14 protein-coding genes are annotated in these 14,939 nt (G+C 70.4%); 8 read left to right on the top strand and 6 right to left on the bottom strand.

The features are described from left to right. Positions 1-173: 173 nt before the first annotated feature. From EJK15_RS20460 to EJK15_RS20450, 3 genes are all read left to right on the top strand, one after another. On the top strand, positions 174-1,385 hold the full coding sequence (locus EJK15_RS20460) for an ROK family transcriptional regulator (RefSeq protein ID WP_138712066.1): 1,212 nt from the start codon (positions 174-176) through the stop codon (positions 1,383-1,385). 100 nt (positions 1,386-1,485) lie between these two features. After that, on the top strand, positions 1,486-4,257 hold the full coding sequence (locus EJK15_RS20455; protein WP_240777084.1) for a glycoside hydrolase family 3 protein: 2,772 nt from the start codon (positions 1,486-1,488) through the stop codon (positions 4,255-4,257). Further along, a complete protein-coding gene (locus EJK15_RS20450; RefSeq protein ID WP_138712064.1) occupies positions 4,254-5,258 on the top strand; it encodes a LacI family DNA-binding transcriptional regulator in 1,005 nt (334 codons plus the stop codon). Before EJK15_RS20455 ends, EJK15_RS20450 begins: the two co-directional genes overlap by 4 nt. Before the next feature lie 45 nt (positions 5,259-5,303). Here EJK15_RS20450 and EJK15_RS20445 read toward each other — a convergent pair whose 3' ends face one another. The 3 genes from EJK15_RS20445 to EJK15_RS20435 all read right to left on the bottom strand — a co-directional run bounded on the left by EJK15_RS20445 (position 5,304) and on the right by EJK15_RS20435 (position 7,125). After that, positions 5,304-5,885, bottom strand: coding sequence for a putative glycolipid-binding domain-containing protein (locus tag EJK15_RS20445; protein WP_138712063.1), 582 nt, complete (start codon positions 5,883-5,885; stop codon positions 5,304-5,306). A gap of 64 nt (positions 5,886-5,949) precedes the next feature. Further along, positions 5,950-6,489 carry a GNAT family N-acetyltransferase gene (locus EJK15_RS20440; RefSeq protein WP_138712062.1) on the bottom strand — a complete coding sequence of 180 codons (540 nt, stop codon included), beginning with the start codon at positions 6,487-6,489 and terminating at the stop codon, positions 5,950-5,952. Positions 6,490-6,537: 48 nt separating this feature from the next. Further along, entirely contained in the window at positions 6,538-7,125 is a 588-nt protein-coding gene (locus EJK15_RS20435; protein ID WP_138712061.1) for a TetR/AcrR family transcriptional regulator, read from the bottom strand. Positions 7,126-7,213: 88 nt separating this feature from the next. Here EJK15_RS20435 and EJK15_RS20430 point away from each other — a divergent pair, with 88 nt between their 5' ends. Continuing rightward, the gene (locus EJK15_RS20430) at positions 7,214-7,663 is read left to right on the top strand and encodes a nuclear transport factor 2 family protein (protein WP_138712060.1); all 450 of its coding nucleotides are present in this window, start codon (positions 7,214-7,216) and stop codon (positions 7,661-7,663) included. 83 nt (positions 7,664-7,746) lie between these two features. Here the strand turns inward: EJK15_RS20430 and EJK15_RS20425 are convergent, their stop codons facing one another. Then, entirely contained in the window at positions 7,747-8,274 is a 528-nt protein-coding gene (locus EJK15_RS20425) for a CGNR zinc finger domain-containing protein (protein ID WP_240777083.1), read from the bottom strand. Positions 8,275-8,393: 119 nt separating this feature from the next. On the opposite strand from EJK15_RS20425, the gene EJK15_RS20420 reads away from it, so the two are divergent. The 4 genes from EJK15_RS20420 (at position 8,394) to EJK15_RS20405 (ending at position 11,360) form a co-directional block, all read left to right on the top strand. Next, entirely contained in the window at positions 8,394-9,260 is an 867-nt protein-coding gene (locus EJK15_RS20420) for an SCO6745 family protein (protein ID WP_138712058.1), read from the top strand. 255 nt (positions 9,261-9,515) lie between these two features. Continuing rightward, positions 9,516-9,893 (top strand): YbaB/EbfC family nucleoid-associated protein, encoded by a 378-nt coding sequence (locus tag EJK15_RS20415; protein ID WP_138712057.1) that lies wholly within the window; start codon positions 9,516-9,518, stop codon positions 9,891-9,893. 49 nt (positions 9,894-9,942) lie between these two features. Next, positions 9,943-10,284 carry a hypothetical protein gene (locus tag EJK15_RS20410; protein ID WP_138712056.1) on the top strand — a complete coding sequence of 114 codons (342 nt, stop codon included), beginning with the start codon at positions 9,943-9,945 and terminating at the stop codon, positions 10,282-10,284. Next, positions 10,281-11,360: a hypothetical protein gene (locus tag EJK15_RS20405; protein WP_138712055.1), complete on the top strand. Its 1,080-nt coding sequence runs from the start codon at positions 10,281-10,283 to the stop codon at positions 11,358-11,360. The genes EJK15_RS20410 and EJK15_RS20405 overlap by 4 nt, the downstream gene beginning before the upstream one ends. Before the next feature lie 223 nt (positions 11,361-11,583). On the opposite strand, the gene EJK15_RS20400 is transcribed toward EJK15_RS20405, so the two are convergent. After that, positions 11,584-12,942: a hypothetical protein gene (locus EJK15_RS20400; protein ID WP_240777082.1), complete on the bottom strand. Its 1,359-nt coding sequence runs from the start codon at positions 12,940-12,942 to the stop codon at positions 11,584-11,586. Between the two features lie 247 nt (positions 12,943-13,189). Further along, on the bottom strand, positions 13,190-14,938 hold the full coding sequence (locus tag EJK15_RS20395) for an acetyl/propionyl/methylcrotonyl-CoA carboxylase subunit alpha (protein WP_138712054.1): 1,749 nt from the start codon (positions 14,936-14,938) through the stop codon (positions 13,190-13,192). Position 14,939 lies beyond the last annotated feature (1 nt).

Genomic DNA, 14,939 nt, shown 5'->3' with positions numbered 1-14,939 from the left:
GCTCGCTCCCTTCTCCGAGTGGGGATGGCCTCATAAAATTAGTTGGTATTACAACCAAACAAATTAGTAGACTGTGATTGCGGCCACAAGGGATCGGTACGGTCACAGGTTGGTGAAGGGAGCCCGGGAATGCGGCATGCTGGGGTCATCTCTTGGCGGGAACGGGGCTGATATTGATCACTTCTACGACCGGCCCGCAGCCGGCCGACTTCGCCGACGTACGGGCCACCAACCTAGCGGTCGTGCTGCGGTTCGTCCGCGAGCACGCACCCTGCTCGCGGGCCGACATCGCAGCCTCCACCGGGCTGAACAAGGCGACCGTGTCGAGCCTGGTCGCGGACCTCATCGACCGGCGGCTGGTGCGCGAGACGGGGCTGACGGAGAACCGGGTGGGGCGGCCGGCCACGATGCTGGTCCTCGACGGCTCGCCGTACGCCGCCATCGGGGTCGAGATCAACGTCGACCATGTGTCCGCCGTGGCCGTCGACCTGGCGGGGGAGCGGCTGCTGACGTGGCGGCGCGCGTTCTCGGGCGGCGACTCGGTCAACCAGGGCGTGGCCGGCGTCGGGGCGATCATCAGGCGTGTGGTCAACCGCATGACCAAGGAGGAGCGTCAGGTGCTCGGCCTGGCCGTGGCCGTGCCGGGGCTGGTCGACGTGCAGGGCACCGTGCGCCTGGCGCCCAACCTCGGCTGGCGGGACGCCGACATCGGCGGCGACCTGGCCAAGGCGCTGCGCGATCCCGGCTTCCCGATCCAGGTCGACAACGACGCCAACCTCGCGGCCCTGGCCGAGCAGCGTTTCGGTGCCCACTCCGGCGCCTCCGACCTGATCTACCTGACCGGTGAGATCGGCGTGGGCGCGGGCATCATCCTCGACGGCCGGCTGCGCCGCGGCCGCCTCGGCTACAGCGGCGAGATCGGCCACGTCCAGCTCGACCCCGACGGCCCCGAGTGCCACTGCGGCCGGCGCGGCTGCCTGGAGGCGATGGCCGGCATCGCCGCCGTGCTGCGCAAGATCCCCTCGCCCGCCGAGATCCAGATCGAGATCGAGGAGTCCGTGCGCCTGGCCCGCGCCGGCGACGCGGACACCCTGGCCACGCTGGATTCGGTCGGCCGGAGCCTGGGCCGGGGCGTGGCCGTTCTCGCCAACCTGCTCAATCCCGAGGTGGTGATCCTCGGCGGCTACTACGTCCCGCTCGCGCCCTGGCTGCTGCCCGCGGTCCACGACGAGCTGAGCGACCGGGTCATCGCCGCGGAGGCCGGGGGATGCCAGGTCGTGGCCTCGACGCTGGGTCACGACGCGGCCGCGCTCGGCGGGGCGGCGAGGGTGCTCGACTCCATCGATTCGGGAAGATTGCCGGGAGGATTGTCGCGAATCCCTTGACCTTGGTCACCGGGAAGAGCACCCTTCAGTCAATCCACCGAAACGTCCGCGTAACTTCCCCAGGCCGGTCGTCGAAGCGCTTCGACAGTCTCTCAGAGGGATGACCATGCACGAACCCCCCTTCCGCGACCCATCGGTACCCGTCCCCGATCGGATCGACGACCTGGTGCGCAGGCTCACCCTCGGGGAGAAGGTCGGCCTGTTGCACCAGTACCAGGCGCCGGTCGAGCGGCTGGGCGTCGGCGCGTTCCGCACGGGCACCGAGGCGCTGCACGGCCTGGCCTGGCTGGGCCCGGCCACCGTGTTCCCCCAGGCGATCGGGCTGGCCTCGACCTGGGACCTCGATCTCGTGCGCCGGGTGGGCGAGGCGACCGGCGACGAGGTGCTGGCCTTCCACCACAAGGACCCGGCCGGGGCAGGGCTCAACGTGTGGGCACCCGTGGTCAACCCGCTGCGCGATCCCCGCTGGGGGCGCAACGAGGAGGGGTATTCCGAGGATCCGTGGTTGACCGGCGTCATGGCCGCCGCATACGCGACCGGGCTTAGTGGGAGCACTCCCGAGGTTCTCAAGACCGCCCCCACGCTCAAGCACTTCCTTGCCTACAACAACGAGACCGACCGCTGCACGACCTCCAGCAGCGTGCCGCCGCGGGTGCTGCAGGAGTACGAGCTGCCCCCCTTCAAACCCGCCATCGAGCAGGGCGCGGCCGTGGCCGTCATGCCCTCCTACAACCTGGTCAACGGCCGCCCGGCGCACCTCAGCCCGCTGATCAACCGTGCGCTCCGGGCCTGGGCGCCGGACGAGCTGCTGATCGTCAGCGACGCGTACGCGCCGGGCAACCTCACCTCGCTGCAGGCGTACCACGACACGCTGCCGGAGGCGTACGCGCACGCGGTCAAGGCCGGGCTGGACAGCTTCACCCAGGACGACGACCGCGGCGAGGCCACCCTCGGGCACCTTCGGGAAGCGCTGGCGACGGGCCTGCTGGCCGAGGAGGACGTCGACGCGGCCGTCCGGCACGTGCTGTCGATCAGGTTCCGGCTGGGCGAGTTCGACCCGGCCACGCCGTACGACGACATCACCGACAGCGTGGTCAACTGCCCCGAGCACCAGGCGCTGGCCAGGGAGGCGGCGCGGCGCTCGTTCGTGTTGCTGAAGAACGACGGCCTGCTGCCGCTCCAGGACGTGACGTCGGTCGCGGTGATCGGGCAGCTCGGCGACACGCTCATGGAGGACTGGTACAGCGGCACCCTGCCGTACGCCGTCACCGCCCGCACCGGGCTGGCCGAGCGCTGCGAGGTGATCTTCTGCGAGGCCGTGGACCGGGTGACGCTGACCGCCGAAGCGGGAGCCGTGATCGCTGACCCCGCCGGCGGGCCGCTCCAGACGAAGGCCGCCGAGGGCGGCGCGTTCGACCTGTTCGACTGGGGCGGCGGCGCGTACGCGCTGCGGTCCGTGACGACCGGGCGGTTCGTGTCGGTGGACGGCGGCACGCTGGTGAACGACCAGCCAGGGCCGAACGGGTGGGAGGTGCGCGAGACGTTCCGCATGGAGGAGCGGCCGCGCGGCACGCTCGCCCTGCGCCACATCTCGACCGGCTGCTACGTCGGCGCGGCCGAGGACGGCGTGCTGCGCCTGGTCGACGACGCCGACCAGGCCGTGTGGCTGGCCATGGACGTGGTCAGGAGCGGCACCGAGCAGGCCGCCCGCCTCGCCGCCGCGGCCGACGTGGCGGTCGTGATGGTCGGCGACCACCCGCTGGTGAACGGCCGCGAGACCGAGGACCGCATGACCCTGGCCCTCGCCTCCGCCCAGAACGCCGTGGTCGCCGCCGTGCGCAAGGCCAACCCCCGCACCGTCATGGTCATCACCAGCGGCTACCCGCTCACCTGGACCGACGACGAGGTGCCGGCCGTGCTGTGGTCGGCCCACGGCGGCCAGGAGTACGGCCACGCCCTGGCCGAGGTGCTCTTCGGCGACGCCGACCCGGAGGGCCGCCTCACCCAGACGTGGTACCGCTCCGAGCAGGAGCTCCCCGACCTCCTCGACTACGACATCATCGCCTCCGACGCCACCTACCAGTACTTCCGCGGCACCCCGCTGCACCCGTTCGGCCACGGCCTCAGCTACACCACGTTCGAGTACGCCGGCCTGCGCGTCCGCCCGGCCGGCGACGTCCTGCACGCCGAGGCCACGGTCACGAACACGGGGGACCGGCCCGGCGTCGAGGTCGTCCAGTTCTACACCCACCAGCAGCGCTCCCGCGTCAAGCAGCCGCTGCGCCGCCTGCGCGGCTTCGAGAAGGTACGCCTCGCGCCCGGCGAGAGCCGTACCGTCGCCCTCGCGATCCCCGTGTCGGAGCTGGCGTTCTGGGACGTGACCAGGAGCAGGTTCGTCGTGGAGAGCGCGCCGTACCAGCTCATGGTCGGCCGCAGCGCCACCGACCTGCGCCTGAGCGCCCGCTTCGAGATCGCGGGCGAGACCATCCCGCCCCAGTCCGGGCTGCTGCGCGCGGCCGGCCACGACGAGTACGACGCGATCACGTTCGTGGACGAGACCAAGGCCGACGGCGACGCCGTGCGGTCGGACGCGGAGGGCGCCTGGATCCTGTTCCGGCAGGTGGACCTGACCGGCGCCACGACCTGCGTGGCCACGGCGGGCAGCGCGGAGGGCGGCATGATCACCATCCGCCGCGGCGACCCCCTCTACGGCCAGGCCCTGGCGACCTTCCCCGTGCCCAGGACCGACCGGTACGACCATCACGCCATCACGGCATCCCTTACGGCCGTGGACGGGGTGCACGATCTTTATGTGGTGTTCGAGAACGACGGCGTGACGCTGGCCAGGCTCGACTTCGGAGCCGGCTCTTGAGCCGGCGCACGGTCACGATCTCGGAGGTCGCCAAGCACGCGGGCGTGGCCGTCAGCACGGTCTCGTACGTGCTCAGCGGCAAGCGGACGATCTCGGCCGACACCAGGCGACGGGTGCTCGACAGCATCACCGCGCTCGGCTACCACCCCAACGCGGGCGCCCGGGCCCTGGCCAGCAAGCGCTCCAACGTGATCGCGCTGGTGCTGCCGCTGCGGGCGGGCATGCACGTGCCCGTGCTGATGCGCTTCGCCAGCGCCGTCGTCACGGCCGCCCGCCGCTTCGACCACGACGTGCTGCTGCTGACCGCCGACGAGGGCACCGCCGGAATCCGCCGGGTGGCGGCGAGCGCGCTGGTGGACGCCCTGGTCCTGATGGACGTGGAGCTGGACGACCGCAGGGTGCCGCTGCTGCGCGAGCTGCCCGAGCCGAGCGTCCTCATCGGCTTCCCGGCCGAGCCGGCCGGTCTGACCTGCGTCGACCTCGACTTCGCCGCCGCCGGGACGCGCTGCGTGGAGCACCTGGCCGAGCGCGGGCACGAGGAGATCGCCCTGCTCGGGGCCCCGTCCGTGGTGTACGACCGGGGCACCGGCTTCGCCACCCGCACCCGCGAGGGCTTCGAGGCGGCGGTGGACTCCCACGGGCTCAAGGGCGTGGCGCTGCCCTGCGAGGAGACGTTCGACGAGGTGTACGAGACCGTCCGCGACCTGCTTCTCGACCACCCGGGACTGTCCGGCCTGGTCGTGCACAACGAGGCCGCGGTCGGCCACGTGCTGGCGGCGCTGCGCCAGCTGGAGCGGCGGGTGCCGCACGACGTGGCCGTGGTGGCGATCTGCCCCGACGACGTGGCCGAGCGGGCCAGCCCGCCGCTGACCTCGGTGCTGATCCCGGCCGAGGAGGTCGGCAGGGAGGCGGTCCGCCTGGTCATGGACAAGCTGGAAGGCCGCGCGGTCCCCGACTCCACCCTCCTCGCCCCGCTCCTGGCCGTCCGCGCCAGCACCTGAGGCGAGCACCCGTTGGTGACCACGTTCGACCTGGCCACCCGGAACTCACTGGACCCGCACGGCCAGGCCGGGATAGTCCAGGACGAGGCCTGACTCGTCGAAGACCAGCAGGCACTCGGTTCCGAAGGCCGGCGAGGCGTAGTCGTAGCGCTGGCCGGGGCCTTCGTCGGCGACCCGGACGTAGTGCTGCTCGAGACGCTCGACGGACAGGCCGACCGCGCGCACGTACGCGGCCGGGGCGTCGGATCCGGCGCCCACGGACAGGCGGAGCCGGTGCACGGGGAACGCGTTGGTCATCGCCGACGACTCCAAGTCCACGTCCAGGCAGCCGTCCAGGTGGGGAGCGGGTGCGCCGTCGATCCGCCAGCGGCCGTCCCCGTCGCCCTCCAGGGTGGTGTGCCGGGACCCGTCCGCCGATCGGCCCGTGATCTGGGCGCGGCGCGTGGCCCAGGCGTGGTCCACGTCGATGGTGTAGCCGACGACCCAGGTCAGGCCGTCCTCGACGGCTGTCGTGCAGCCCTCGATGCGATGGCCGTCGTCCAGCGGGCGGAAGTAGACGACCTCGAAGCCCGTGCGCGCGTGGAGGTGCCGCCAGGCGGCGGTCTCCGGCGGGGGTGCGAAAGTCACGAACCGATCGTGCCACGGCCGGGTACGCCGCCGCAGTGCTGAGACTGGTCCATGCGCCGCCCCTTCATACCATTTCGACCGTGATGGCCCAGCGCTCGTGGTCCCTCCACGCGCCGTTGATGAACTGGAAGTTCGGCGAATAACCCTCGCGCTGGAACCCGACCCGCTTGATCAGGTTCAGGGACGGGGCGTTGGCCGGCTGGATGTTCGCTTCCAGGCGGTGCAGCCGCAGCTCGCCGAAGGCGTACTGGACGAGCAGCCGCAGCCCTTCGGTCATGTAGCCGCGTCCGGTCGTGGACGCGTAGGCGCAGTAGCCGAGGGTCCCGGCCTGGTGGGTGCCCCGGACGATGTTGTTGATGTTGGCCCGCCCGGCGATCGCGCCGGTGTCGAGGCGGCAGATGACGAACCCCTCGTGCGCCGGCCCGTCGAACCGCTCGACGTACGCGTCGAAGGCTTCCGGGGTGGTGATGGACTTCCCTGGCATCCACGGGCTGAGCAGCTCCGCGCTCTCCCTGTTCAGGGTGACGAATTCGGTCCGGTCCCGGCGAGAGATCCGCCGGAGGGCGACATGAGACCCCTCGGCGAGGTAGGACGCAGCAGACATTCATGTGATCTTACGCAGGCGTGCGTTCAGCGGTTCTTACGCACGGCCCTACGTCGTCGCGCCGAATACGCGGAGCAGGCTGGTGTGGAGTGCTTGCGCCGCCTGCTCCCTGGACATCCGGCCGGCGTCGACCTCCTCACTTGCGGTGTGGCCTAGTTTGACGGTGACGGCTACCAGCCAGTCGGGCGGGAGCAGGTCGTCGAATTCTCGGGTCGCCTGACCGCGCTGAATCACCCGCTTCAGCCGGTCGGCGACCGGCGCGTGGCGTTCCTCGTCGGCCTGCGGGCTCACCGGCAGCGAGCTGATCTTCTGGAGCAGCACGGGGTATCGCCCGGCCGTCCGGTCGCCGGCATCGAGCAGTCGCAGCAGCGCGTCCGCGGCCGGTCCAGTGTCAAGGTCGACGGCGTCCATCGCGGCGACGGCTTCCTCGGTGATCCGGTCGAGGACGGCCGCCAGCAGTTGCTCCCGCGAGGGGAAATGGGCGTAGACGGTCTGGCGGGTCACGCCTGCGGCGGTGGCGATGGCTTCGACGCTGGCGTCGGGTCGGGCGTTCAGGAGCTGGACCGCCGCGTCCAGGATGGAGGCCCTGCTGCGTTGGGCGTCGGCACGGCGATTCCGGGCCTGGGACGAACTCATCTCTTACACCTTGCCAAAGTTGTCGGGCGGTGCATATCTTACAGCCCGTAAGAGATCGTACGTAAACATCGCAGCGCGACGGGACACCATGAGCTCACTCAACGACGCCGACCCGAAGCAGTTCATCGCCGACTTCTTCACCTCCTTCACCGACGAGCTCCTGCGCAGCGACGAGGATGCGGCGCTGATCGTCGATCGCTATCACACGCCGGACATCGTCCAAATCGCCGACGGAATCCGGATAGACCGGGACAAGCTCATTGCACACACCCGCCCGGTGCGCAAGAACCGTCCCAATAGCCGTATGGAGGTGCACGAAGCACTGGCGAGCGGAGACCGGATCGCCGCCCGGTACACCCTTCACGTACAGAACCGCAAACGAGACCTTGCCATCGAGGTGTACTTCTTCGGGCAGTTCACGCCCGACGGGCGGATGCGCCGGGCACACATGCTCACCCGCACGGTCCCCGTCGAGGTCGGCACCGACCCGGGACAGCAGATGCCGGGGATATCCGAGAAGCAGGAGGCGTCGGCATGATCAACAGCATCTCCCCGCGCATGAGCACACCTGCCGCCGAGGCGAGGGCTACCACGGAGACCACGACGGTTCCGGCGTGCGTGTCAGAGGCCCCCGGCTCGCCGTCTGGCCCGATAGGCGCTGGCCTTGGCGCGGTTCTGGCAGGACAGGTCGCAGAAGCGGCGGGAGGCATTGCGTGTGGTGTCGAAGAACACCAGCGAACAGTTGCCGGCCTGGCAGGCGCCGAGGCGGACGGACTGGCCGACGCCGATGACCATGGCCAGCGCCGTGCCCACGTCCGCGGCCCACGCGTCCACCAGGCTCGCATCGGCTCGGTGGAAGGCGAGCACGGGGGGCCGGCCCGGATGACCGTGCAGGTTGGGGACGGCCTTGTGGCGTACCAGGAGATCGTTGAGCTGCGCCGCGGCGGTGAGGATGCCGTCGCCCGCGCCGAAGACCGGCAGTAGCTGCGCGGCGATCTCCGCCAGCCGGTCGGCGTCGGTGGTGGTGAGCGTGCTGGGCGGGCGCCCGGCTTCGGCCAACCGGGCGGTGATCGCGGCGAGCCGTTCATCGCCGGATTGCGGCGGCGTGACGGTCCGGCCATGTGCCGTGGTGACGGAGAGGCAGTTCACCAGGAGGACCGCCAGCTCTACCCATCTCCCGACATAACTATCTATTTCGGGTTGACCAGTGATGCGCCATGGATCTATCGTCACTTGCATAGCCTATATAGACAGTGAGGTGTGTGGCGATGTTCGGACCGCTCGCGCGGCAGATGTGGCATCAGATCGAACCGGTGCACGCGACCGTCTACTTCAGTCCCGAGGCCTTCGAGGAAGCGGCGAAACTCGGCTACGACGTCGTGTCGCGCTGGCCGAGCTACTTCGCCTGGCGCACGGCGCCGCTCGGCACGGCCGGCCCGAGGCTGGTCGCCGCCACCTATTACAGCTTCAGCCCGGCAATGATCGCCGACTACGTGCCCGGCATCTGGGCAACCGCGCCGCCGGAGCAGGTGCTCGATGCCCGCCTGCGAGCGATGGACCGTACGCTTCGCACGCTGCTCGGCGACTCGGCGAGTGATCTGAAGGAGGCGGCCGAGCTGGCCGTCCGGGCCGCGGAGAGCATCGAGGTCGCCCACCGGCCGCTTGCCGCGGCCAATCTCGACCTGCCCTGGCCCGATGAGCCGCACCTCGCCCTGTGGCAGGCGTACACGGTGCTGCGCGAGCATCGAGGTGACGGCCACCTGACCGCCTTGCAGACCGCCGGCCTGGACGCCTGTGAGGCACTGGTCGCCTTCGCCTCCGTCGGGGCCGCCCCGGTCGCCAACTTCGCCGGACGGGGCTGGAACTCCGAGGAATGGGCGGCCGCGCAGGAACGGCTGGCGAGCCGCGGCCTCGTCAACGCCGAAGGAGTGGCCACCGAGGCCGGGCAGGCTCTGCGCGACCAGGTCGAGCGCCGCACCGACGAACTGGCGGCCGAACCGTGGCGAGCCCTCGGAGAGTCGGCGGCCGAACGCCTGGCCCAGCTCAACCGGCCGCTGCTGGGCGCGGTCTTCGAGTCGGGCATGCTGCCGGCGACGAGCACCCTGGGCATCGGCAAGGTAAGGGTGCCCGTGTGAACCTCGAACGACTCACCGGCCCCGAGGCACTCGCCGGCACCGCCCCACGCTCCGACCATAGAGCCCGCCCGGCCACGGGCTCTTTCGGCCGGGCGTTCCAGCGCTGGGCCGGTACCCAGATCCTGACAATGGGTCTAACGGGCGATGAACCGTAGACGAACTTCATGATCACCCGGAGGGGGTGGCCCACGCCTTCTGCTTGGATTTTCCTGAACCGAAAATGCCGCAGTTTGACCGAAAGTAGGAGTGTCGCGCATGGCGGTCCCGAATTCGCCTGACTTTCTGGACAGGTTCGCCGAGATGCGGGAGACGGCCGTGGCGGCGAAGGGCCTGGTCAAGGTAGAGGTCGACGGCACCAGCGACATGGTGGGGCTGGAGATCGACCCGAGAGCGATGCGGCTGCCCTCGCACGAGCTGGCCGCCGCGATCAGGGACGCCTTCGGGCAGGCCCGCACCGCCGCACAGGACCGGGCCACGCAGGCCATCCCCGAGGCCCTGCGGCAGGAGACGCCCGAGCTGAACAGTCTGCTGCAGGACATCAAGACCGACGCTCACAGCAGCATGAACGAGATACTCGTCGTCGCGAACGAACTGACCCTGAGGCTGGACCGGCTGATGCAGTCGCGGCCGTGAGCGCGCGACCGGCCGGAGGGCCGTATGCGTACGGAGTGGTAGTGCGGAGATGAACGACACCGACAGAGAGATCCAGGCTGTCTACGGCACGCGGCTCGTCTCGGCGGCTTGGCTGTCGGAGACCGCCGACGGTCTTGAACGTGCCTTGCTGGGCTCGCTGGACCGCGCTGACCGCGCGGCTGGGACCGGCGGCCCCGACCAGCCGGGCGCCCAGTTCGACGTCGAGTTCACGGGGCTGACCGACCTGGTGCGGGGCGCGTTCGGCGCCACCGCCAGGCGCCTGCGCGACCACGCGGCCGGAGCGACCCTGTCGGAGCGGAACTATTCGCACGCCGAACAGGCCAACGTGGAATCGGCCGACCGCATCCGCACTCCCCTGGAGGGGATATGAGCTGGGAACTACCCTCTGCGCTCCAGCAGGTGCACAGCCTCGTCGCGGCCGATGCCCCTTGGCCGCGGTCGGACGAGACGTCGCGTCTCGACGGGGCGGGCTCGTTCCTGGATCTCGCGTCCGCTTCTCAGGGCGGCCGGTCGCAGGCCGATTCTGCCGTCGCGCATGTACGGACGGCAGGCAACACCGGCGACGACATGTACGTCTTTGAAAATTCCTACGGCGTCGAGGCCGAGCGGATGGACGACGCGTTCGTGGCCAACGCCCTGGTCGGCACCGGGACCACTGCACTCGTGGTGCTCAGGACCGTGTGGAAGTTCGTCGTTGTCCTGAGCCTCATCGCGCTGCTGGTCGCCCTCATCCAAGGCTTCCGGCTGGGCCCGGTGCTCGGGGCGTTGTTCGCCAGGTCGCGCGTCATGGGCACCCGCCAGGCGCTCAGGACCGCCCTTGGCCAGGTGGAGCGGAACATCCAAACCGGCGCCGTCGCGTCACTCCAGGTCGCGAAGCGTCTGCTCGCACGCGCCATGATCGTCCCGGGGATGCAGACGGCTTTGGTGGCGGTCAACGCTCTCACCCTCGATCCCTTCGTCCACAACCCGGAGGCGCAGAAGGACGCCGAGAGAGTATTGGAGCAGACCGCCGAGGGCCGGGAGGCGCTCGCCTACGCCAAGGAACATGGGATCACCACCCTGTACCAGGGCGAGATGAACCTGGCCTGGTCCGACTACAACCGGGGACTCAACGTCATCCGCATCGGCAGCGCTGACACAGCGGGTGCCGAGGCTCTCGCGGGGGAGTTCGTCCGCCAGGTTCACATGGCCAAGGACCGCTGGGAGCCGTCAAGCGGGGACATCGGCGAGTACATGCGGGAGCGGGGTGCGGAGGAGGATGCGGCCAACCAGGCGGCCTACCGCATGGGCAGCCAGCTCGGCCACGAGCAGGCCGCGCGCCATACGTACCTCGAAGGCGGGCACGGCGCCGGCTACCAGAAACTCTACGAGGAGCACAACGACCGACTGGCGCAGGCGATCCTCAACGGGCCGTTCGCACTCTTCAACCGTCTCGACTTCACCTGACCACCTCCGGCGCCGTCGGCTCGGGTCCCGAGCGACCGCTCCCGGCCCATATCGGTCACTCCTCGTCCACCGCTGTACGGAGCGCGCCCCGTTGCCATGCCTCGCCTTGGGGGGCGAAGGACGGAAGCCCCCAGGGAGCGCTGGCCGGAGTCCCTGAACGCGCGAAGCGCGCCCCCCGGGAAGGCCCGTGCTTGGGCCCTTGGGGAGCGCGCTTCGCGTGGGTTTACCAGTCGCCGCCGAAGTCTCCGCCTCCGAAGTCTCCGCCGCCGCCGAAGTCGCCGCCCCAGTCGCCGCCACCGGCATCGCCGGCTCCGGCGTCCGCGGCGCCCTCGGCGTAGCCGGCGCCGTAGCCGCCGTAGCCGAAGCCGCCGCTGAGCATGCTGCCCATCATGGTGCCGATGAACATGCCGGTCATGATGTCGCCGAAGCCGCCGTAGTACCCGTACGCGTACGGCTGGTAGGCCGGGCCCGCGTCGTAGTAGGGACGGCGCTGGCCGTCGACCATGACCTCGCGCATCTGCGGGTCGAAGCCGCGCTCGACGGCCTCCGCGTCCATCCGGCAGGCGGGCACGTCGCGCGCCGCGCCGCCGGGCGGGGCCCAGCGTACGTCGCGGGCGGACGGGCCGTGCTGCGGGTTGAAGAAGCAGGGGGCGCGCCGCTCGGGAATGGGCTCGCTGTTGACCTTGGCCTTCACCACGGCCAGCGCGTAGCGGCCGTCCTCGAGGGTCTGGGTGACCTCGCGGACCTGGTCGACACGCTCGATGGTGGCCAGCTGGGTCTTGGCCTTCTCGTAGGAGTCGAGCGCCGTCTGCCACTCGTCGATGTGCTTGCCGCCCTCGCCGGCGAGGGTGACGTCGGCGTCGACGGCGGTGATCTCCTCACCGAGCTTGGTGACATCCTCGTCCACGGTCCCCTTGACCGCGGCCAGGTCTTTGGCCTCCTGGATGGCGCGCTTCTTCTTCTTGTTGCTGGAGTAGAGGAAGTAGCCGCCACCGCCGACCAGCGCCAGCACGCCCAGGCCGATCAGCGCGGCGGTGCCGCCGGCGCCCGGGTTGGCCTGGCTTCCGGTGTCGAGCGCCGTGCGCTCCTTCCCCGCGACGGCGGAGTCGACGCGGTTGGTGAAGTCCTTCATGCCGTCCACGACGTCCGTGTTGGCGCTGACGGCGCGCTGGGCCAGCTCGCCCGCCAGACCGGGCCGGCGGATGGCGCTCGAGGCGGCGAACAGCGTCTGGCCGTCGAGCACGGCGACGGTGGCGCTGGGCCGGCCTGCGGCGACCAGCGCGGTGTTGAGCGAGGTTATGTAGGACTCAATGCTGGAGTTGTCCACCGTGCCATCGGGGAGCGCCACAGCGTAGATCTTGCTGTCGGCCCCCTTCAGCGCGTCACTGATCTCACTCTGCTGGTCCGACGTCAGCGGCGAGCCGGACACCACGTAGAGCGGATTGTTCTTCCAGTTGGACACCACCGACTGGGCGTCAGGGGGAGCCGCCGCGTTGGCGGCAGGGGACAGCGCAAGAACGACGAATAGACCGGCGATCAGAGCCGCGATCGCGGCCCCTGCTCGGCGCAGCGAATGGGTCATTGGCAGCAAGCCTCCTTCGCCCATGAGGACGAACGGGCGGTCGGCAAAGTTCCTCACTGCGCACGTTACCCGCCGGGGAGCTCCCTGGCGCACACCCGCAAAGAAGATCCTGGAGCCATGATTCCTTTGACGGGACGGCTGACAGTCAAGTGAAGGGTCGGTCAAGGTCACGGGCCTCCCGTCGCGCGGGAGGGCTTCGTTCAAGGGAGGCGAGACGTGGGCTGTCGCCGGTCAAATCTCCGTGCGATCACGTGTCCTTGATCTCGCAGATCACCGCACCGGACGTGACCGTCTGGCCGACGGCCGCCGTGAGGCCCGTGATCGTGCCCGACTTGTGGGCGGCCAGCGGCTGCTCCATCTTCATGGCCTCCAGCACCACGACCGTGTCGCCCTCGTTCACCGTGTCCCCGTCGGCGGCCACGACCTTGACGATCGTGCCCTGCATCGGGCTCACCAGTGAGTCCCCGCCGGCCGAGGCCTGCTTCGCCCCGCCGCCGCCTCGCTTGCGCGGTGCCTTGTTCGCGAGGGGCGTAGCGGCGGACGTACCGAGGCCCGCGGGCAGGACCACCTCCAGGCGCTTGCCCCCGACCTCGACGGTCACCGTCTCCCGGGTCACGCCCTCGTCCGCGGCAACCTCACCCGTGTAGGGCGCGACGGTGTTGTCCCACTCGGTCTCGATCCACCGCGTGTGCACGGAGAACGGCGCGGACGCGAAGGCCGGGTCGGTCACGATCGCCCGGTGGAACGGCAGCACCGTCGGCATGCCGGAGATCTCGAACTCCGCCAGCGCCCGCCGCGACCGCTCCAGTGCCTCCTGCCGGGTGCGCCCGGTCACGATCAGCTTGGCCACCAGCGAGTCGAACGCCCCGGGCACGGTCATCCCGGCCTCGTAGCCCGCGTCGATCCGCACCCCCGGTCCGGAGGGCATGCGCATCGACGTGAGCGTGCCGGGCGCGGGCAGGAAGTTGCGCCCGGCGTCCTCGGCGTTGATCCGGAACTCGATCGAGTGCCCGCGCAGGACCGGGTCGTCGTAGCCCAGAAGCTCTCCGTCGGCGATCCTGAACATCTCGCGCACCAGGTCGATGCCCGAGACCTCCTCGGTGACCGGGTGCTCGACCTGCAGTCGCGTGTTGACCTCGAGGAAGGAGATCGTGCCGTCCTGGCCGACGAGGAACTCGCACGTCCCCGCCCCGACGTAGCCCGCCGCCTTCAGGATGGCCTTGGAGCTGGAGTAGAGGATCTCGACCTGCTCCTCCGTCAGGAACGGTGCAGGCGCCTCCTCCACCAGCTTCTGGTGGCGGCGCTGCAGCGAGCAGTCGCGTGTGCTGGCCACGACCACGTTGCCCGCCTGATCGGCCAGGCACTGCGTCTCGACGTGCCGCGGCCGGTCGAGGTAGCGCTCGACGAAGCACTCGCCGCGCCCGAACGCGGCGATCGCCTCGCGCACCGCCGAGTCGTACAGCTCGGCGACCTCCTCCAGCCGGCGCGCGACCTTGATGCCGCGCCCGCCGCCGCCGTACGCGGCCTTGATCGCGATGGGCAGCCCGTGCTCCTCCGCGAACGCCACCACCTCGGCGGCCCCCGACACCGGGTCCTTGGTGCCCGCGACCAGCGGCGCGCCGACCTTCTGCGCGATGTGCCTGGCCTGCACCTTGTCCCCGAGCGCGGCGATCGCGGCCGGCGGCGGGCCGATCCAGATCAGGCCCGCGTCGATGACGGCCTGCGCGAAGGCGGCGTTCTCGGCCAGGAAGCCGTAGCCGGGATGGACGGCGTCCGCCCCGGAACGCGCCGCCACGCCGAGCAGTTTGGCGACGTCGAGGTACGTCTCGGCGGGGGACTGCCCGCCCAGCGCGTACGCCTCGTCGGCCACCCTGGCGTGCAGGGCGTCGAGGTCCTGGTCGGCGTAGACCGCCACGCTGCCGATCCCCGCGTCATGGCACGCGCGGGCCACTCGTACGGCGATCTCGCCGCGGTTGGCGATCAGAACCTTCCGCACC

Origin of the sequence: Nonomuraea basaltis (assembly GCF_005893125.1) — a bacterium.
In the GTDB taxonomy this organism is placed as follows: Bacteria; Actinomycetota; Actinomycetes; order Streptosporangiales; family Streptosporangiaceae; genus Nonomuraea; species Nonomuraea basaltis.
The sequence above is the reverse complement of the archived record's forward strand: the minus strand, read 5'-3'. Positions and strand labels throughout refer to the sequence as shown.